This is a genomic window from Curtobacterium sp. VKM Ac-2852 (assembly GCF_013205045.1).
In the GTDB taxonomy this organism is placed as follows: domain Bacteria; phylum Actinomycetota; class Actinomycetes; order Actinomycetales; family Microbacteriaceae; genus Curtobacterium; species Curtobacterium flaccumfaciens.
This window is the reverse complement of sequence record NZ_JABMLI010000001.1, coordinates 454,902-473,361: the sequence shown is the minus strand read 5'-3', so window position 1 is coordinate 473,361 and position 18,460 is coordinate 454,902. Positions and strand designations below refer to the sequence as shown.

Annotated in this window: 21 protein-coding genes; 12 read left to right on the top strand and 9 right to left on the bottom strand. The window is 71.0% G+C overall.

The window, feature by feature from the left end; genetic code table 11:
- Nucleotides 1-17: 17 nt before the first annotated feature.
- The gene (locus HQQ79_RS02310; RefSeq protein ID WP_173032356.1) at nt 18-380 is read left to right on the top strand and encodes a metalloregulator ArsR/SmtB family transcription factor; all 363 of its coding nucleotides are present in this window, start codon (nt 18-20) and stop codon (nt 378-380) included.
- The gene (locus HQQ79_RS02305) at nt 377-1,426 is read left to right on the top strand and encodes a cation diffusion facilitator family transporter (protein ID WP_173032355.1); all 1,050 of its coding nucleotides are present in this window, start codon (nt 377-379) and stop codon (nt 1,424-1,426) included. Before HQQ79_RS02310 ends, HQQ79_RS02305 begins: the two co-directional genes overlap by 4 nt.
- Nucleotides 1,427-1,459: 33 nt before the next feature.
- On the opposite strand, the gene HQQ79_RS02300 is transcribed toward HQQ79_RS02305, so the two are convergent.
- Nucleotides 1,460-2,197: a GAF and ANTAR domain-containing protein gene (locus tag HQQ79_RS02300; RefSeq protein WP_027467211.1), complete on the bottom strand. Its 738-nt coding sequence runs from the start codon at nt 2,195-2,197 to the stop codon at nt 1,460-1,462.
- A 164-nt stretch (nt 2,198-2,361) separates the two neighbouring features.
- Between HQQ79_RS02300 and HQQ79_RS02295 the strand changes: the two genes are divergently transcribed.
- Nucleotides 2,362-3,513 carry an acyl-CoA desaturase gene (locus HQQ79_RS02295; protein WP_173032354.1) on the top strand — a complete coding sequence of 384 codons (1,152 nt, stop codon included), beginning with the start codon at nt 2,362-2,364 and terminating at the stop codon, nt 3,511-3,513.
- A gap of 73 nt (nt 3,514-3,586) precedes the next feature.
- Nucleotides 3,587-4,522 carry a diacylglycerol kinase family protein gene (locus HQQ79_RS02290; RefSeq protein ID WP_367948039.1) on the top strand — a complete coding sequence of 312 codons (936 nt, stop codon included), beginning with the start codon at nt 3,587-3,589 and terminating at the stop codon, nt 4,520-4,522.
- Here the strand turns inward: HQQ79_RS02290 and HQQ79_RS02285 are convergent.
- Nucleotides 4,519-5,232, bottom strand: a complete 714-nt coding sequence (locus tag HQQ79_RS02285; RefSeq protein ID WP_173032352.1) for a GAF and ANTAR domain-containing protein — start codon at nt 5,230-5,232, stop codon at nt 4,519-4,521. The two genes, HQQ79_RS02290 and HQQ79_RS02285, sit on opposite strands and share 4 nt — an antisense overlap.
- A gap of 198 nt (nt 5,233-5,430) precedes the next feature.
- On the opposite strand from HQQ79_RS02285, the gene HQQ79_RS02280 reads away from it, so the two are divergent.
- The 5 genes from HQQ79_RS02280 (at nt 5,431) to HQQ79_RS02260 (ending at nt 9,076) form a co-directional block, all read left to right on the top strand.
- On the top strand, nt 5,431-6,162 hold the full coding sequence (locus HQQ79_RS02280) for a trypsin-like serine protease (RefSeq protein WP_173032351.1): 732 nt from the start codon (nt 5,431-5,433) through the stop codon (nt 6,160-6,162).
- A gap of 146 nt (nt 6,163-6,308) precedes the next feature.
- A complete protein-coding gene (locus HQQ79_RS02275) occupies nt 6,309-7,196 on the top strand; it encodes an SDR family oxidoreductase (protein ID WP_027467207.1) in 888 nt (295 codons plus the stop codon).
- 50 nt (nt 7,197-7,246) lie between these two features.
- The gene (locus HQQ79_RS02270) at nt 7,247-7,546 is read left to right on the top strand and encodes a Dabb family protein (protein WP_173032350.1); all 300 of its coding nucleotides are present in this window, start codon (nt 7,247-7,249) and stop codon (nt 7,544-7,546) included.
- Between the two features lie 398 nt (nt 7,547-7,944).
- Entirely contained in the window at nt 7,945-8,613 is a 669-nt protein-coding gene (locus HQQ79_RS02265; protein ID WP_173032073.1) for a hypothetical protein, read from the top strand.
- Nucleotides 8,614-8,656: 43 nt separating this feature from the next.
- Nucleotides 8,657-9,076, top strand: a complete 420-nt coding sequence (locus tag HQQ79_RS02260) for a Rid family hydrolase (RefSeq protein ID WP_173032349.1) — start codon at nt 8,657-8,659, stop codon at nt 9,074-9,076.
- A 36-nt stretch (nt 9,077-9,112) separates the two neighbouring features.
- On the opposite strand, the gene HQQ79_RS02255 is transcribed toward HQQ79_RS02260, so the two are convergent.
- The 3 genes from HQQ79_RS02255 to HQQ79_RS02245 all read right to left on the bottom strand — a co-directional run bounded on the left by HQQ79_RS02255 (nt 9,113) and on the right by HQQ79_RS02245 (nt 11,586).
- A complete protein-coding gene (locus HQQ79_RS02255) occupies nt 9,113-9,613 on the bottom strand; it encodes a hypothetical protein (RefSeq protein WP_258373670.1) in 501 nt (166 codons plus the stop codon).
- 20 nt (nt 9,614-9,633) lie between these two features.
- On the bottom strand, nt 9,634-10,431 hold the full coding sequence (locus HQQ79_RS02250) for a Sua5/YciO/YrdC/YwlC family protein (protein ID WP_173032348.1): 798 nt from the start codon (nt 10,429-10,431) through the stop codon (nt 9,634-9,636).
- A gap of 312 nt (nt 10,432-10,743) precedes the next feature.
- Nucleotides 10,744-11,586: a helix-turn-helix transcriptional regulator gene (locus HQQ79_RS02245; protein WP_173032347.1), complete on the bottom strand. Its 843-nt coding sequence runs from the start codon at nt 11,584-11,586 to the stop codon at nt 10,744-10,746.
- Between the two features lie 101 nt (nt 11,587-11,687).
- On the opposite strand from HQQ79_RS02245, the gene HQQ79_RS02240 reads away from it, so the two are divergent.
- Nucleotides 11,688-12,371: an SDR family NAD(P)-dependent oxidoreductase gene (locus HQQ79_RS02240; protein ID WP_173032346.1), complete on the top strand. Its 684-nt coding sequence runs from the start codon at nt 11,688-11,690 to the stop codon at nt 12,369-12,371.
- A gap of 66 nt (nt 12,372-12,437) precedes the next feature.
- On the opposite strand, the gene poxB is transcribed toward HQQ79_RS02240, so the two are convergent.
- Nucleotides 12,438-14,162 carry a ubiquinone-dependent pyruvate dehydrogenase gene (gene poxB / locus HQQ79_RS02235; protein ID WP_173032345.1) on the bottom strand — a complete coding sequence of 575 codons (1,725 nt, stop codon included), beginning with the start codon at nt 14,160-14,162 and terminating at the stop codon, nt 12,438-12,440.
- A gap of 98 nt (nt 14,163-14,260) precedes the next feature.
- Between poxB and HQQ79_RS02230 the strand changes: the two genes are divergently transcribed.
- The gene (locus HQQ79_RS02230) at nt 14,261-14,968 is read left to right on the top strand and encodes a phosphatase PAP2 family protein (protein WP_071404807.1); all 708 of its coding nucleotides are present in this window, start codon (nt 14,261-14,263) and stop codon (nt 14,966-14,968) included.
- Between the two features lie 162 nt (nt 14,969-15,130).
- On the opposite strand, the gene HQQ79_RS02225 is transcribed toward HQQ79_RS02230, so the two are convergent.
- Nucleotides 15,131-16,375: a multidrug effflux MFS transporter gene (locus tag HQQ79_RS02225; RefSeq protein WP_173032344.1), complete on the bottom strand. Its 1,245-nt coding sequence runs from the start codon at nt 16,373-16,375 to the stop codon at nt 15,131-15,133.
- A gap of 46 nt (nt 16,376-16,421) precedes the next feature.
- Between HQQ79_RS02225 and HQQ79_RS02220 the strand changes: the two genes are divergently transcribed.
- Complete coding sequence (locus HQQ79_RS02220; RefSeq protein WP_216852147.1) at nt 16,422-16,862, top strand: MarR family winged helix-turn-helix transcriptional regulator; 441 nt, start codon at nt 16,422-16,424, stop codon at nt 16,860-16,862.
- Here HQQ79_RS02220 and soxR read toward each other — a convergent pair.
- Nucleotides 16,859-17,404, bottom strand: a complete 546-nt coding sequence (soxR, locus tag HQQ79_RS02215; RefSeq protein ID WP_254066051.1) for a redox-sensitive transcriptional activator SoxR — start codon at nt 17,402-17,404, stop codon at nt 16,859-16,861. The two genes, HQQ79_RS02220 and soxR, sit on opposite strands and share 4 nt — an antisense overlap.
- Before the next feature lie 10 nt (nt 17,405-17,414).
- Nucleotides 17,415-18,458, bottom strand: coding sequence for a YdcF family protein (locus HQQ79_RS02210; protein ID WP_367948038.1), 1,044 nt, complete (start codon nt 18,456-18,458; stop codon nt 17,415-17,417).
- Nucleotides 18,459-18,460 lie beyond the last annotated feature (2 nt).

Here is an 18,460-nt window from a genome sequence, read left to right as displayed (position 1 = left end):
TCGTGCAGTATCTGCATATGCGCGAAGGCAAGCAGGTTTGCGGGATGAGCCCCGACTCCGAGTACGTCGAACTGGCGGTCGAGGTGTTCGCGATGCTCGCCGACGCGACACGCGTCCGGATCATCCTCGCCCTTCGTCGTGCTGGCGAACTGCCGGTGAACAGCCTCGCCGAGCAGGTCGGCAAGAACCCGGCGACGGTGTCCCAGCACCTGGCGAAGCTGCGGATGGCGCGGATGGTCCAGACCCGCCGTGACGGGACGACGGTGTTCTACCGGTTGACCGACGAGCACGCCTCCACGTTGGTCAGCGACGCGGTGCAGCAGGCGGAGCACGTGCTGGGCAACCCGGCGCACCACCACACGGAGCGCGCGGACGGATGAGCCAGCACACGCACGGGCACACGCACCACGACCACGACCACGACCACGACCACGACCACGACGGACACGAGCACCCGCACGGCGGCGTGAAGGGATTCCTCCACCACCTGTTCGTGCCGCACACGCACGACTCCGCGGACTCCATCGACGACGCGATGGAAGCGAGTTCCGCGGGGGTCCGTGCACTCAAGATCAGCATGTTCGTGCTGCTCGGGACGACGGTCCTCCAAGCGGTCATCGTCGCGTTCACCGGATCGGTGGCGTTGCTGGCGGACACGATCCACAACTTCGCCGACGCGCTCACCGCCGTGCCCCTGTGGATCGCGTTCGTCCTCGGGCGTCGGGCTGCCACCCTTCGCTACACCTACGGGTACGGGCGGGCTGAGGACCTGGCCGGGATGTTCATCGTGTTCGTCGTCGCGCTGTCCGCCGTCGTCGCCGGGTGGGAGGCGATCGACCGCTTCGTCCACCCCCGCCCGATCGGCAGTCCGTGGCTGCTGGTCGCCGCCGGGGTCATCGGCTTCGCGGGCAACGAGCTCGTTGCGATCTACCGCATCCGCGTCGGACGTCGCATCGGGTCCGCCGCTCTCGTCGCGGACGGGGTGCACGCTCGCCTCGACGGGTTCACCTCGCTGTCGGTCGTGATCGGTGCGGTCGGCGTCATGCTCGGGTTCCCCCTGGCCGACCCGATCGTGGGGCTGCTCATCGCCGTCTCGATCCTGCTGCTCCTGTGGGGCACGGTGCGGTCGATCGGCGCGCGGCTCATGGACGCGATCGACCCTGACCTGCACGACCGAGTGGAGCACGCGCTCGAGCACGCCGACGGCGTCCGTGCGGTCCGCGATCTGCGGCTCCGGTGGACCGGGCACCGGTTGACCGGGTCCGTGACGATCGAGGTGGACACCACCGACCTGCAGGTCGCGATGCACGTGGCCGAGCACGCCGCCGAGCACGTGCACGTCGCCGTCGGGAACCTCGACGACTTCGCCGTCACTCCCGTGAACACCATCCAGCGCGCCCGGGGCACCTTCACGACGACGAAGTAGTCGTGCAGGTGCCGGGGTGTCCCGAGGGGACCCTCAGGATGCTCCTGCCCCGATGAGGTCGGCGAGCGGGACGTCGTCGCGTGCCACGGCTGCGGCGACCTGGCTCAGCGAGCGCTGGTGTGTGCGGGCGTAGCGACGGATCATGCCGAAGGCCTCCTCGACGTCGACGCCGGCCGCACGTGCGAGGTACCCCTTGGCCTGTTCGATGGCGACCCGGCTGTCGAGCGCGCGCTGGAGCTGCTCCGCGGTGAGCGTCGCGTGCTCGAGGGTCCGTTGCTGCAACAGGCTGATGGTCGCGACGTCGGCGAGGGCCTGCGCGGCTCGGGCATCGGCACCGTTCAGCGCTCCCTCCGTCTCGCGGAACAGGTTCAGCGACCCGACGGTGGTGTCCCGCAGCCGGAGCGGGATGGCGTGGACGCCCGCGTAGCCGCGAGCCCTCGATGCCTCGGCGAACCGGGGCCAGTGCTGCCGCAGGTCGTCGGCGTTCTCCGAGGTCACCAGCCGGCCGGTGGTCACGGCGGTGATGCAGGGTCCCTCGCCGGCGTTGAGCTGGAGCAGACCGATGAAGCTGCTGCGCTCGCTCGTCGACGCGACGACGCGCAGCTCGTCCTGCTGGTCGAGCAGGTGGATCGCGCCCGCGGCGGCGTCGAACAACTCGACTGCCCGGTCGACCAGGGTCTGCAGGACGTCGACCACGTCGTAGTCCGCCACCAGGCTGTCGGTGAGGGTCACGAACGTCTCGACCAGTCGTGCTTCGCGTACCTCGGTCATGTGGAGCGGTCCTTCCGTCGAGCAGGCGGGACAACCGTAACCGAGCAGCGGACACGCGGACCTGTGGCTTGCACCCGGGAGCGCGGCGGCTCTAGCGTTGGAGCAGCTGCCCCAGACCCCGGCCGCCGGAACGTTCCGCCATTCCGATGACGACCAGGGAATCCATGACGATGCAGCACGCCGGTACCAGCCCGCAGCGGGAGACCAGCTCGAAACCCCTCACCGGCGGCTACCGGAAGACCGGCTCCCCGGCCGGACCGCGGACCGGCGGCACCTCGTCCTACTCCGCGCTGCTGGCGCAGGTGAAGGAAGCCGGGCTGCTCGAGCGCCGTCGGGGGTTCTACTGGGCGTTGTTCTCCGCGCTCGTCGTGGCGACGGCTGCGTGCTGGGTCGTGTTCGCGGTCCTGGGTGACTCGTGGTTCCAGTTGATCGTGGCCGGTGCGCTGGGCGTGCTGTTCACGCAGTTCGCGTTCCTGTCGCACGAGGCTGCGCACCGTCAGGTGTTCGAGTCCCAGAAGTGGAACGACCGCGCGGGCCGCTGGCTCGGCACGTTCCTCGTGGGCCTCAGCTACTCGTGGTGGATGAACAAGCACACCCGTCACCACGGCAACCCGAACACCGTCGGCAAGGACCCGGACATCGCGCCGGACGCGATCCGGTTCCTGCCCGAGGACGCCGCCGCCGTGACGAACGGGCCGCTCCGGGTGTTCGTGCAGTACCAGGGCTGGTTGTTCTTCCCGTTGCTGACGCTCGAGGGGATCAACCTGCACCGGGCCGCCGTCATGTCGGTGCTCCGGGACACCGGCGGCCGCAGCGACACCCGGGGGCGGGTCCTCGAGGGCATCCTGCTCGTGGCGCGTTTCGCGATCTACCTGACGGTTGTGTTCTGGTTCCTGCCGTTCGGGATGGCGTGCGCGTTCCTCGGGGTGCAGCTGGCCGTGTTCGGCGTGATGATGGGTGCTTCGTTCGCCCCGAACCACAAGGGCATGCCGACCATCGCGCACGATGCGAAGGTCGACTTCTTCTCCCGCCAGGTGCGCACCTCGCGCAACATCCGTGGCGGCTGGTGGGTGTCGTTCCTGATGGGCGGGCTGAACTACCAGGTCGAGCACCACCTGTTCCCGTCGATGCCGCGTCCGGCGCTGAAGCAGGCCCGCCTGCTGGTGCGTGACCACTGCGACACCCTCGACGTGCCCTACACCGAGACCACGCTGCTGCGTTCGTACGGCATCGTCGTCCGGTACCTCAACCGCGTCGGCCTCGCCGCCCGCGACCCCTTCGTCTGCCCCATGGTGACCGAACTCCGGATCCACTGACCCCCGCCCCGCCCCGCCCTGCCCCGTGCCGAACCTCCCGAACGACGCCCACCAGCTGCGAGCAGCGGTGGTCGTGAACCCGACCAAGATCGACCAGACGCGCCTCCGAGCGGTGCTCGGCGCCGAGGAGCGCGCCCAGGGATTGGCCGAGTCGCTCTGGTTCGTCACGAGTGCCGACGACGACGGACGAGCTGCTGCACGGGCCGCGCGCGACGCCCACCCGAGCGTCGTCCTCGTCGCCGGCGGGGACGGCACGCTCCGGGTCGTCGCCGAGGAGCTCCGCGGCACCGGGACGCCGGTGGCGCTCGTCCCCAGCGGCACCGGCAACCTGTTCGCGCGGAACCTCGGTCTGCCCCTCGGTGACCTGGTGCGCTCCGTCCGTGCGGGCTTCACCGGGACGGACCGCCCGATCGACGTCGGGCTGGCCGACCTGACCGACCCGGCGGGCACCACGACCTCGCACGCCTTCCTGGTGATGACCGGCATCGGGCTCGATGCGAGCATGGCTGCGGACACGAACGCGTGGGTGAAGAAGCGGTTGGGGTGGGTGGCCTACTCGGATCCCATCGCCCGGTCCGTGATCGGCAACCGGCAGATCCCGGTGCACTACGGGATCGACGACGGCCCGCTCCGCAGCATGAGCGCACACACGATCATCGTCGGGAACTGCGGCACCCTGACCGCGGGCATCCTGCTGCTCCCCGCGGCCCGCCCGGACGACGGGATCCTCGACGCCGTGGCGTTCCGGCCGGCCGGGTGGTTCGGCTGGACCAAGGTCGGGTACGCCCTGACGCTCAACCGGTTCTTCGCGCGCACCCGGTTCGGGCGGCTCCTGGCCCGGGTGCTGCCGACCTCCCGTGCCCTCCGGTACACCCGGGCCCGGACGCTGCGGCTGACCGTCGACACCCCGGAGCGTGTGCAGCTCGACGGCGATGCGTTCGGCGAGGTGGTCGCGGTGTCGCTCACCACGCACCACCACGGCCTGGTGCTCCGGACGGAAGCGGCCTAGCCGGTGCTGCCGAGGTCGGCACCCCGGTGTACGACGTCCTCCGCCATGGCCCGGATCCCGCGGCCCGCACCGGCAGCAGCACGTCGCAGGATCTGGAACGCCTCGTCCATCCGGATGCCCCGTCGGTACGCGAGTGCGCCCTTGGCCTGTTCGAGGAGCACCCGGGCCTCGAGCGCGTCCTCGACCTGTTCCTCGATCGTGGTCGACACCCCGCGGTCTCGCTGTCGGACCAGGGCAGCCGAAGCCGCGTCGGCGAGCAGCTGGAGCAGCACGACGTCCTGGTCGCTGTGCCCGCGGGTGTGGTCGGCGAAGACGCACAGGGAGCCGATGGTCCGGTCCCGCAGACGGATCGGCTCGGCGAACGTGCCCTGCAGCCCCCGTTCGCGCATCGTCGCCGCGAACGTCGGCCACTCCGACTCGTGCGTGGACACGTCGGGCACGTCGATCGTCTCGCCGGTCCGGTAGCAGTCGAGACACGAGCCCTCGTTCGTGCCGAGCTGCGCCTCCTCGGCCTCGCTGCTGCGCTCGCTCGTCGAGGCGATGACCTGCAGTACACCGGACCGGTCGGCCAGCACGATCCCCGCCTCCGTCGCCGAGGTCCCCTCCACGCACGCCGCGATGACACGGTCCATGGCGTCGAGCACCTCGAGGTCGGTGGCCAGGGCCGGAGTCAACCGATCCGGCAGGTTGCTCGCGTCACTGGTCGTCATGCTTCGACGCTACGACCAGACCGATGGCGCACGGCTCAGCCAGTTCGCGTACCGGACGACCGTCTGACGCCCGTGACGACCCTTCCGCCAGCCGCGTCCGTCGAAGTGCGGACTGGTGCGACCCCCGGACAGGGGGTCAGGATGACGCATCAGTTGCACAGAGCAACTGGCAGGTGCTTCACCGACAGAGGAGTCGTCATGAAGAAGTCCATCGCAGCCGCGTTCGCCGCGGTCGCCGTCATCACCGCCGGCGTGTTCGCCGCTTCGCCCGCGTCCGCGCTGCCCGTCAGCACGAAGGTCGTCGGCGGCGAGAAGGCCCCCACCACCTCGTGGGCGGTGCAGCTCGAAGCCTCGGGCGGGAGCATCCCCGCAGGCTACGTCAGCAACTGCACCGGCGAGCAGCTCAACGCCTCGTGGATCCTCACCGCCCGGCACTGCATCGACGGCATCGGTGCGATGAACGTGTACCACTCCAACTCCACCGTCAACCGCGGCGCGGCCGTCGCCGTCGACCGGGTCAGCGCATCGCCGGCGGGTGACATCGCGCTCGTGCACCTGCGGACCGCCTACTCGCTGTCCACCTACGCACCCCTCGACCTCACCGCGACGGCCAAGTCGAGCGGCACCGGCACCATCCAGGGCTACGGCCTGCGCGCCAACGCGACCCAGTCCGACGGTCTCTACCAGGCCACCGTCTCGCTCACCGGCGCGAGCACCGACGCCTTCGGCGGTCGTGCCCAGCACCTCACCGGCGTGACCGGCGCCTCGAACCACGGTGACTCGGGCGGCCCGCTGCTCGTGAACGGCAAGGTCGTCGCCGTCTGCTCCACCGGCGACAGCGCCGACCCCGGCGCGAACACCAAGGCCGGCTCGAACTACGCCCTGCTGTCGCAGGCCTCGTCCTGGATCCGGACCACGGCCGGCGTCTGAACCACCTGACGCCACTGGAGGCGCGGTGTCAGCTGGCACCGCGCCTCCCGTCCGTCCCCGCCCGTCTCCAGAACCGGGGTCGCCTGCTCGGCGTCCGTCACCCACCAGCTGAGCGCCCGTGCGGGCGCTGCGACGACAGTGGGGCCATGAGCCAGTACGAGAAGCGCGATCCGAACACCCTCTACCCGGCACCGCCGTACCCGAAGCAGGAGCAGTCACTGCCGGGCGCCGCGTGGAAGATGGACCCGAAGCCCGACCACGGCGAGGAGAGCTACACAGGGCTCGGACGGCTGAAGGGGTACCGCGGCATCGTCACCGGTGCCGACTCCGGCATCGGCCGTGCCGCCGCCATCGCCCTGTCGCGCGAAGGCGCGGACCTGGTGCTCTCGTACCTGCCGGACGAGCAGGAGGACGCGGAACAGGTCCGCGACCTGCTCGAGTCCGAAGGCCGTCGCGCCGTGCTGTTCCCCGGGGACATCTCGGACGAGCAGTACTGCACGGACCTGGTGCAGAAGGGGGTCGACGAGTTCGGCGGCCTCGACACCCTGGTCATGGTCGCAGGGCGCATGGAGAGCAATGAGGACATCCTGACGCTCGACACGTCGATGTTCGACTCCACCTTCAAGACCAACATCTACTCGCTGTTCTGGCTGACCAAGGCTGCGGTGCCGCACCTCGAGCCCGGGTCGACCATCGTGACGACCGGTTCGATCCAGGCGTCGACGCCCTCGCCGGACAAGATCGACTACGCCGTGTCGAAGGGCGCGATCAAGCTCTTCACCGAGGCCGTCGCGCAGCAGCTCGCGCCGAAGGGCATCCGCGTGAACTCCGTCGCGCCGGGGCCGGTGTGGACGCCGCTGCAGCCGGGTTCCGACGACGCCGAGACGGTGTCGCACTTCGGGGAGAGCTCGCCGTTCGGCCGTCCCGGGCAGCCCGCCGAGCTCGGTGCCGCCTACGTGCACCTGGTCAGCCCGGAGTCGAGCTACCAGTCCGGGTCGACGATCACGATCGCCGGTGGGACGCCGGCGTTCTGAGGTTCTGAGGTTCTGGGTTTCGTGTTCTTGCGTTCGAGGAAGGGGACCACGTGTCCGGAGTGACGCACACCGTGCTGGTCGAGTGGGAGGGGGAGGACCGGTCGTCCGAGGCCTCGGCCCTGTCACGCGAGCACCTGCCAAGGATCGAGGGGGTCGAGTGGGTGCAGTCCGGAACGAGCGTGAGCACCGAGGGGCTGGAGGGCGGGTTCCACTGGATGCTCGTCGTCCGGTTCCGCGATCGTGCCGCGCTCGCCGGGTACCTGCCGCACCCGGAGCACCGGCCGGTGGCCGAGTTCATCGGTGCGGCGAGTGCGCGGGTCGTCGTGTTCGACGTCGAGGACGCCGACTGACCGCTGCGGCGGAAGCTGTGTAACGCTCTGGTTGCGATGGCGGTCGAGGGGTTCCGTTGTTCGTGGAGCCTCGACGTACGGTGGACCGGCCATCGCAACGGCGCGGGGGTCACCGGCCGGTGCCGTGGCTCTTCGGAGCCCGCGCCGGTCGGGTCCCCGCCTGCGGGCGGGGACCGTTCGACATCCGCCGACGGAGGGAAACAGACGATGCCCGGCAACCCGAACCCGTTCGTCCACGACGGTGCGAAGATCCTGCTCGGCGAGGCGGGAGCGGCGCACTGCGACGAGTGCGGTGACACCGTCCGGCTCGACCCGCGGATCGGCAGTTGGCGGACGGTGCAGCAACCCGGTCCCCAACTCCCGCCTGATCGGCAGCGGCGAAGTGTGGCGGGTGCCGCGTGAGCGGCATCGTCCGGACCGCCGGCGTGGCCCTGGGGCTCGTCGCGGCGATGGCGCTGACCGCCTGTTCCGGTTCACCGGCCGCGACGCCGACCCGCACCGTGACGGCGACCGCGACGCCGGAGGCACCGGCCGACACCGGTACTCCGACCCCGACCGCTCCCGCGACGGACACAGCGTTCAGCTTGTCGGATCCCGCGACCTGGACCATCTCGACCGACGAGGTCGGACCGATCGCCCTCGGTGGCGCAGTGCAGGGCGAGATCGACGATCTGGCAGCCGCCTACACCCGGAGTACGGATGCGTGTCCGGCCAGCCCGGAGACGACGTTCTGGGAGCGAGCCGACGCCCCCGGCCTCATCGTCATCCCCCGCGACGGCAAGGTCGCCGGAGTGACCATCGGCGGGGTGGGGGCGGACCCGGTGACGACGAACTCGCCCGAGACCGACGCCGGCATCGGCATCGGAGCACCCCTGACCGAAGTGCGGTCCGCGTACCCGGACCTGCAGTACACCGGGACCTACGGTGAGGAGCAGGGGCCGTACTCGATGTGGAGCGTGCAAGCCGACGGACGCTACATGACGTTCCAGCTCGGGACGGACGGCGCCACGGTCGCTGCGATCTGGGTGGGGTCGGTCGCGAAGCTGCCGTACGAGTACTGCGCCTGAAGCGTTCGCGGGTCAGAACGTCGCTGCTGGCAGGATGACGGGCATGGCCAGCGCAGTCCGTCTCATCCGGTCCGACGTCCTGAGTGACGCGGCGCAGTACGCGTACGCGTCCACCGTGCCGGCCGGGACCCGGCTCGTGTTCCTCGCCGGGGCCTGCCCGCTCGAACCGGACGGGTCCACGGCGGCGGTGGGGGACTACGCGGGGCAGGCGGCGCGGTGCATCGAGACGATGCGGGAGGCGCTCCGAGCCGCCGGTGCGTCGATCGAGGACGTCGTGAGCACCCGGGTGCTCGTGGCGTCCTCGCGGCAGGCCGACCTCGTCGCCGCATGGCAGGTGGTGCGCGATGCCTTCGGCGTGCACGACGTGCCGAGCACCCTGCTCGGGGTCACGGTGCTCGGCTACGACGACCAGCTGGTCGAGATCGAAGCCGTCGCGGCGGTCGCCGACGGTCAGCCCGCGTGACGGCGCGAGGCGTCGAGGCTCCCGCGCTTCCGCGCCTCAGAAGCCCGGACCCGCTTTGACCAGGGCGATGCCGACACCGACGAGCGCGAGGACGAGGCCGGCCACGAACGTCCGCGGGGACGGGTTCTCGCCGCGGAGCCTGGCCACGACGGGCCCGAGGAGGGCGAGCCGGACCACGAGGTACGCGATCGCGATGACCTCGGCCGCGAGCCCGGATGTGCCGGTCAGCCAGGCGTAGGCGAGGACAGCAGCCGGCAGGAAACCGGAGGTGAGGACGGGCAGCGAATCCCGGAGCTCGGCGCGGACGGTCTCCCCGGTGAGGCGGTGGTCGCTCCGCGCACGTCGGCCGACCGACTCGGCGAAGGTGTGTGCGAGGAAGGTCGAGAACGCGGTGGCGAGGACGTACCAGAGCCCCCGACCGCTCTCGGCGGTGTCCGGGACCATCGGAGCGATCGTGCCGAGGATCACGATGTTGCCGTACACGAACGCGGTGATGCGGCTCGAGGCGTCCTCACGCGACAGGCGGTTCCTGCCCACGGAAGTCCTCTCGTGCGGGCTCAGTAGTACTCACCCTGCCGGTAGTCCCAGCTCGTGAACGTGTCGGCGAGCAGTCCCATGATCCGGTCGACGTCGAGCCCCTTGCGGATCAGCGTCGGAGCGGGGACGACCGATCGACGTCCGTCCTGCAGCGGGATCAGGGCTCCGGTGCTGTCGACCATCGACACCATGACGCCCTGCTCGTACCGCGTCTCGGCGCTCTGCTCCGGCTGGATGGACGCGACGTAGTCGTCCGCCTCGACGATCACGTCGGCGCGCTCCGCGATGCGCTCGCCGATGCCGTCGACCACGCCACGGTTGCCGGTGCCCGACGGGTTGGCCGAGCTCGCGAAGGCGAACTTGCCGTGCTCGGTCCAGAGCTCGCGGGCGGCGAGCTCACCGGGGACGCCGAACTTGATGACGAAGCAGGACGTTCCGCGGGTGTCCATCATGAGTTCGTCGGAGCCGTCCGTCGGCAGTGCCGCTCGACCCTCGTCGCTCCAGGGCAGGATGCATCCGAGCAGGATGTCCTCGTCCCAGCACCGCTGGTACAGCGCGTCGATCTCGGGGGTGAGCTGCGCGATGCTCCGGAGCATCTCGAGCGAACTCACGAGCACGACGCCCGGCTTGTTGCGGTTGCGTTCCTTCGCGTCGAACTTCCGCTCGAGACCCGCGCGGTCCGAGGTCATCAGGATGTAGCCGACCTTGGTCGGGACCACCGCCAGCCCGCCGTCGTGCAGCAGCGCGTCCACCGCACTGCGCGGCACGCCACCGTCCCAGTGCACCCGGTTCATGCTGACCTGCGTGTCGTCGTTCATGCCCGTCCTCGTCCCACTCATGAGCCAGACGATCGTCTGACAGCGGGAGCCTATGGACGACGTCCGAGCCGGACAAGGGCGTCGGCCCCGACCTGTGGGCCTTCTCCGGAGGGTTCAGGCGGGCTCGCAGCGAGCGAGCGAGCGAGCGAACGGCCGCGGCTGGCCGGTGCCGAGCCGTGCACAACCACTGAGCCGTACACAACCAAAGTGCATCCGCACCACGTGGTCGCGTGGTTCGAGGTCACTTTGGTTGTGCGACGCCGCCGGACGCCGGCCGACGGCCGGCCGCCCGACCGCGGGCGACGGCCCGCCTCACTCCACCAACGACTGCGTCCCCACCACGATCGCCAGGGCCAGCCGCTCCGCGTCCACCGACCCGGGCTCGGCCGTGTACGCCAGGATCCGCAGGTCCTCCGGCCCGACGACCAGGGTGTCGCAGTCGAGCGTGATCCGCCCGACGTCCGGGTGGTCGATCACCTTCCGGCGGGCGGTCTCGCCGAGCGCGGTCGCGCCCGAGTCCCACAGCTCGACGAACCGCGGGCTCGCCGCCCGGAGGTCCCGCACGAGCTGCTGCAGCTGGCGGTCGAGCGGGTAGCGGGCCGCGGTCATCCGGAGCCCGGCCACCAGGTTCGCCTCGAAGGTCGCCTGCTCCTCGGGCGTGTGCACGGCTCGGCTGCCCGATCCGACCAGGTGCCGCCACGCGGTGTTCCGGTCGTTCCCGCGCAGTGCCCCGATCGGCCCCATCAGCGCGTCGTACGGGGCGTTGGCGACGAGCAGGTTCCCGGCCGCGTCGAGCACCGCGACGGGGGTGTCCGCCAGTCGGTCGAGCAGCCGCTGCACGCTCGGCGGGATCCGCGACGGCACCACCTCGGCACCGGGGACCGCGTGCCCGGCGAGCCGGTAGAGCAGCTCGCGGTCGGCATCGGCGACCCGCAGCGACCGCGCGAGCGCCTCGACCACCTGGGCGGACGGCGAGGTCGCCCGCCCCTGCTCGAGCCGGGTCAGGTAGTCGGCCGAGATCCCCGCGAGGCCGGCCAGCTCCTCACGCCGCAGACCGGTCGCGCGCCGACGCGGCCCGACGACCATGCCCGCCGCCTCGGGGGAGACGTGGTCGCGCAGCCGCCGCAGGGTGTGCCCGAAGTCCGTGTCCGCCATGTCCCCAGTCTGCGCGCGACGGGCGACCGGGTCCTGGCCCTGCCGGTCCTACGACAACCGGGTGACTCCCTGCGGTCGTCGCCGAGCGTGACGCTGGACCCATGACAACGACACTCATCACCGGGGCCACCCGCGGCCTCGGCAAGGAAACCGCCCGCCAGCTCGTCGAGGCGGGCCACACCGTCTGGATCGGGGCCCGGGACGCCGACCAGGGCGCCGCGGTCGCCGCCGAGATCGGCGCCCGCTCCGTCCAGCTCGACGTCCGCGACGACGACTCGGTCGCCGCGGCCTTCGCCCACGTCGAAGAGAACGGCGGACTCGACGTGCTGGTCAACAACGCCGGCATCGCCGTCTGGGGGCAGAGCGGGCCGGACGCACTCGCCGTCTTCGACACGAACGCCGTCGGCGCCATCCGCGCGACCGAGGCCGCGCTGCCGCTCCTGCGTCGCTCCGCGAACCCGATCGTGGTGAACCTGTCGAGCGCGCTCGGCTCCTTCACCGCCACCCACGACCCGTCGAAGCCCGCGTTCACCGTGCCGGCCGTGGTCTACGGCGCGTCCAAGGCCGCCGTCTCGATGCTGACGGTGCAGTACGCACGCGTCGTGCCCGAGGTGCACTTCGTCGCGATCGAGCCCGGCTACACGGCCACCGAGTTCGGTGGCATGCCGAACCCGCACGGTCGCCCCGTCGAGGTCAGCGCCGCGACGATCGCGGCCGCCGCGAGCGCGGGCCCGGAGGGCCCCACCGGCGTGTTCCTGGAGGACGGCCAGACGCTCGGGTGGTGACGTCATGACGGCCGGGAGGCGCGGTTCCAGCTGGCACCGCGCCTCCCGGCCGTCGTCCGGTCGCGTCTACAGCAGCTGGCGCGCGTTGGTGGACGCGAGGTCCAGCAGCTCGTCGCCGCGACCCGACAGCACCGTGCGGATGGCGTAGAGCGTGAAGCCCTTCGCCTGCTCGAGCGTGACCGCCGGGGGCATGGAGAGTTCTTGGCGGTTCGCGCGGACCGACACGAGCGCGGGACCGTCGTGCGCGAGCGCGGCGGCCATGGCGTCCTCGAAGTCGTCGGACACGTCGACGTGGAACCCCTTGATGCCGATCGCCTCGGCGACGGCGGCGAAGTCCGGGTTCTGCAGCTCGGTGCCGTAGTTCACGAAGCCGGCGGCCTTCATCTCGAGCTCGACGAAGTTGAGCGACGAGTTGTCGAACACGACGATCTTCACCGGCAGCTTGTTCTGCACGATCGTGATGAGCTCACCGAGGAGCATCGTCAGCCCGCCGTCACCGGCCAGGGCGATCACCTGCCGGTCCGGGAACGCCGTCTGCGCACCGATCGCCTGCGGGACGGCGTTCGCCATCGTGCCGTGCACGAACGAGCCGATCAGCCGGCGCTTGCCGTTCATGGTGAGGTAGCGCGAGGCCCAGACGACGGGGGAGCCGACGTCGGGGATGAACACGGCGTCCTCGGCGGCGAGCCGGTCGAGCACCCGGGCGACGTACTGCGGGTGCAGCGGCTTCTTCCTGCCGGCCGGCACCGCCAGGTCGTCGAGCTTCTCGCGGGTCTTCCGGTAGTGCTTGAGCGAGTCCTCCAGGTGCTTCGTCGGGTGCGAGCCGGTCAGCAGCGGGATGAGTGCGAGGGCGGTGTCCTTGACGGTGCCGACCAGCCCGATGTCGACAGGGTGCCGTCGGCCGAGCTGCGAGCCGCGGATGTCGACCTGCACGTGCTTCGCCTTGGCCGGGAAGAACTGCTGGTACGGGAAGTCCGTGCCGAGCATGAGCACGACGTCGGCGTCCTCCATCGCGCGGTACCCGGAGGCGAAGCCGAGCAGCCCCGTCATGCCGACGTCGTACGGGTTGTCGTACTCGATGTACTCCTTGCCACGCAGTGCGTGCACGATCGGGGCCTGCAGCCGCTCGGCCAGGGCGACGACCTCGTCGTGGGCGTCCGCGACGCCGGCTCCGGCCAGGATCGTGATCCGGTCGGCACCGTTCAGCAGGTCGGCGGTGCGCTGCAGCTCGGTCTCGCTCGGCACGATGCGCGGGGTGGCCCGCTCGATGCGGGTGGTGCGGTCGTCCTTCGCCTCGGCGAGCAGCACGTCGCCGGGGATCACGAGCACCGCGACGCCGCGCTTCTCGATCGCCTCACGCATGGCGATCTCGAGCAGGCGGGGCATCTGGACGGGGTCGGCGACGTACTCGACGTAGACGGAGCACTCGCGGAACAGCTCCTGCGGGTGCGTCTCCTGGAAGTAGCCGGAGCCGATCTCGGCCGTGGGGATGTGCGCGGCGATCGCCAGCACCGGCACCCGCGAACGGTTCGCGTCGTACAGGCCGTTGATCAGGTGCAGGTTGCCGGGCCCGCAGCTGCCGGCGCAGACGGTCAGGTCACCGGTCAGGGCGGCTTCGGCAGAGGCGGCGAACGCGGCCGCTTCCTCGTGACGGACGTGCTCCCACCGCATCGTGCCGTCCTTGCGCAGGGCGTCGGTGAAGCCGTTCAGGGAGTCCCCGGGCAGGCCGTAGACCCGGTGGATGTCGTTGGCGCGGAGGGTGGCGACGATGTTCTCGGCAACGGTTGGCATGTGCCCTGTCTACTCGCGACCGCTGCGCTGAACGCTTTCGGAGTTTTGTGAGGCTCACTCGCCCTAGGATGCCGGGGTCGTGCTGCGACGATGGCGGGATGACCGACGACGCGCCGCTCCTCCGTCCCCGCCGACGGGAGCCCGCCGCGTACGGGATCCTCGAGCGCTCGCCGTACCCGCTCGTCTCGGTGGCGATCGCCGTCATCGCGGTCGTCGTCATCACCATCGTCGGGTTCACCCTCGGCACCGTGGACCTCGGGCTGTCCAAGGCCCTCAACGCGTTGCACACCGGGTTCATCGGGGCGTTCAGCACGGCGGTCTACCACGTGATCAGTCCGGCACCGGCGATCGGGATCACGGTCGTCGTCGTCGCCGTGATCTGGTGGCGCACGCGAGACCTGCGACCGGCCCTGGCGTTCGGCGGCACCATCGCGATCACCTGGGTGCCGTCCGCGATCGTGAAGGAGATCGTGCACCGCGCCCGGCCCGACGTCGCCGTGCTGCCGCACCCGTTCCCCGTGCAGCCCGACCCCGGGTACCCGAGCGGGCACACGGTCTACATCACGGCGTTCGTCATCGCCCTGATCTGGCTGCTCCGCGAGACCCGGTGGCACCGGCTCGCCCTGACGCTCGGGGTCGTGGCCATCGTGATCGTGTTCTTCGCGGTGTCGATCGACGCGGTCCACTACCCGACCGACGCCGCTGCCTCGATCCTGTGGGCGCTCGCCGTGGCGCCGGGGGTGCGGGTGGTGTGGGTCGACTGGCTCATGCCGCGGGTGCCGTTCCTGCGGCCGGGGCGGGGCTGACGCCGGGCGGGTTGGGCTTGGGCTGGGGCTGGGTCTGGGGCTTGGGCTGGGTCGGGTCGGGTCGGGTCGGGGGACGGTGGTCTGGTCGATGCGGAACGACACTGTCGATGTCGTACGACGTCGACAGTGTCGTTCCGGGTCAGCGGGCGGCGCCGTTCCGCGTCAGCGGAGCGTGCTGGTCCGGCCCCGCGCCGCGAGCAGTGCCGCGACGGCGACCACGGCGGCGGCGAGCATCACGATCGCCAGCGGCGCCGCGGTGTCCGAGCCGCCGATGCTGACGAGCGGGGACACGAGCGCCGCGAGCCCGAACTGCAGGGCACCGAGCACGGCCGAGGCGCTGCCGGCAGCCGACGGCACGGCGCCGAGGGCGAGTGCCGTGGCGTTGCCGAGCACCAGACCGAGCGAACCGACCGCGGTGAACAGCGGCACGGCGAGCCAGATGACCGGCGCCCCGGAGACGACGAGCAGCGCGAACGCCACCGTCGACGCGAGCACCAGCACGATGCCGAGCGACAGCACGCCCGTGACCGAACGGGTCGCGGTGAGCTTGGCGGACAGGATGCTGACGCCCATGAGCGCCAGGGCGTTCAACCCGAAGGTCAGGCCGTAGCCGACCGTGCCGAAGCCGATCATGTCCTGGTACAGGAACGGCGACGCGGAGATGTAGGCCATCATCACGGCGAACGCGAAGCCGAACACCGCGGTGTAACCGAGGAACGTGCGGGAGCGCAGGGCACGCAGGGCCGAGCCGGAGCCACGGCGTTCCGCACGCAGGGCGTCGCGGTGTTCCTTCAGGTGGGTCTCGCGGATCACGGCGAGGACCGCGATGAGCATGACGACCGACAGGCCGAGCACGATCGAGAGCAGGCCGCGCCAGCCGATCGGGCCGGTGAGCAGGCCGCCGAGCAGCGGTGCGACGACCGGGGCGACCCCGCCGACGATCATCATGAGCGAGAACGCGCGGGCGGCGGACTTGCCGGTCGCCAGGTCGGAGATGACCGCACGGCTGATCACCATGCCGGCTGCACCGCCGAGGCCCTGCAGCAAGCGGGCCGCGATGAGCACGCCGATGTTCGGCGCGAGCACCGCGGCGATGCTGGCGAGCACGCACACCGCGGCACCGGCGATGAGCGGCGGCACGCGGCCGAACCGGTCGGACAGCGGACCGAACACGAGCTGGCCCGCGGTCACGCCCACCAGGAACGCGGTGAGGGTGAGCTGGACGGCGGTGGCACTCGCCCCGAGCTCGGTGGTCATCTGCGGGAACGCCGGCAGGTACAGGTCGGTGGCGAAGGGGGCGACGGCGCTGAGCAGGCCGAGCACCAGGAGCAGCGCGGTCGTGATGCCCTGCTGCTTGGTCGTGGGTGTCGCGATCGTCGCGCGGATGGTTCCGGTGTCCGTGGTCATTGTTATGAAAGCATAACTCATCGCCGGAGATCGGTACAGTACGGTCATGCACTCCGCCGTGTCCGACCACGTCCTCGCCGAGTTCGCGGACGTCCTGCTCCGGATCGCGCGTGACATCGATCCACACGGCTCCGAGACCCTCGACATCGTGCCGCTGACCGGCACCGAAGCGCTCGTGATGCGCTGGATCAACCGCAATCCCGGCACCTCGCCCAGCGCCACCGCCGAGGCGACCGCCCTGCAGCGCAGCAACCTCAGCGTCGCACTCCGGTCGCTCGTGGCGAAGGGCATGGTCGAGCGGCGCCAGGACCCGGCGGACGCCCGGACCGTGCAGCTGCACTCGACCGCCCTGGCCCAGGAGAGCGTGGACCGGCTCTACCGGCACTGGTCCGGCAAGCTCCGGACGGCCCTCGGCGGCGACGAACGGGGTGCGGTCGAGGCGTTGGAGCTGCTGCAGCGGATCGACGACGGGCTCCGCGCGGGCTAGGCGACAGCGTCCTCGGCGGCGGCGGCGGCAGCGGCGGCTGCGTCGTTGTCGGCGGCGGCGGCATCCTCCGCCGCCTCGTCCTGGATCGGCAGCAGGCGACGCGCGCCGTGCCCCTCGTCGCCCAGGGTGTCGCCCGGGTTCACGACCGAACACGCTCCGAGCGAGACGCACCCGCAGCCGATGCACTGCGTCATCTCCTGCTGCAGGCGCTCGAGCTCGAGCTGGCGGGCCCGCAGCCGTGCGCGCCACCGTTCGTTCAACCGGTTCCAGTCGCGCAGCGAGGGCATGCGGTCGGCAGGCAGCGCCTCGAACTGCTCGGCGACCTCGCTGAGCGGGATGCCGAGGCGTTTGGCCACCTGGATGATCGCGATCCGCCGTTCGACGTGCCGCGGGTACATCCGCGTCCCGCCGTCGGTGCGCTCCGGGTGGATCAGGCCCTTGCGCTCGTAGAAGTGCAGGGCCGAGGCGGCGACGCCCGTGCGGCGGACGATCTCGCCGATGGGCAGCAGGTCGGTCGGCCGCGGTGCCTGGATCTCGACCATGGTGGAGATCCTACTGCTGGAAGGACTCCCAGAGCAGGAACCCGGTGAACAGCACGAACGGCGTGCAGGCGACCACGTTGAGCCAGCGGTGCTCGACGATCACTGCGGCGAACTCCCGCAGGAACGCACTCGGTACGTAGTACGCCGCCGTGCGCGCGCCGACGACCTGGGCGGGCAGATCGAGGCGGCGGGCCAGGGTCGCCGCCCGCAGCACGTGGTAGTTGTTCGTGACCACGATCATCTGGCCGTCCCGACCGGCGGCCGTCTGCACGTCCCGCGAGAACCGGAGGTTCTCGCGGGTGTTCCGCGACGCGGTCTCCGCGACGACGTCGTCCGCGTCGGCGCCGTGCGCCACCAGGTACTCGGCCATCGCGGTGCCCTCGGGGCGGGGTTCGTCGTCGCCCTGTCCGCCGGACGGCACGAGGAGCGGTCGGCGTCCGGCTGCCCGTTCGGCCCGGTAGACGCCGAGCGCCCGGTCGAGTCGACTCTGCAGCAGGGGCGGGACCTCGCCGTGCACGAGCCCGGAGCCGAGGACCACGATCGTGTCGGGGACGATGCCGTGCCGCGTCCGCCCGTAGACCACCGAGTACAGGGCGAACGCGACCAGCGACAGCGCGAAGTACCCGCAGACGAACACCATCAGCACGGCGATCGCGATCTTCGTGCCGTCCCACAGCGTGAAGCCCTCGCCGCTGCCCGAGACGAGCAGGGCGATGGCGACCGCCGGCAGCACGAACACCGCCACCCCGGCGGCGAGCGACAGCAGGTTGCCGACGCTGCGCCCCTCGGCCCGGAGCATCTGCAGACCGTTCGCGACCAGGGCGACCCCGAGCACCACGACGGCCAGCGGCACGAGCAGCAGCACCACGGCGACGAGCAGGCTGAACCCGGGGACCACCCTGGTGAGCACGGCCACGACCGTCGCGAGCCCGAACAGCACGGCCGCCGTCAGGAACACCCCGTTGCGGAGCATCCGTGGGTCCCGTCGCCGCCCCAGGACGTACAGCACCAGGAACAGCAGGGCGAAGACGGGAGCGGCGCCCAGCCCGAGCACCG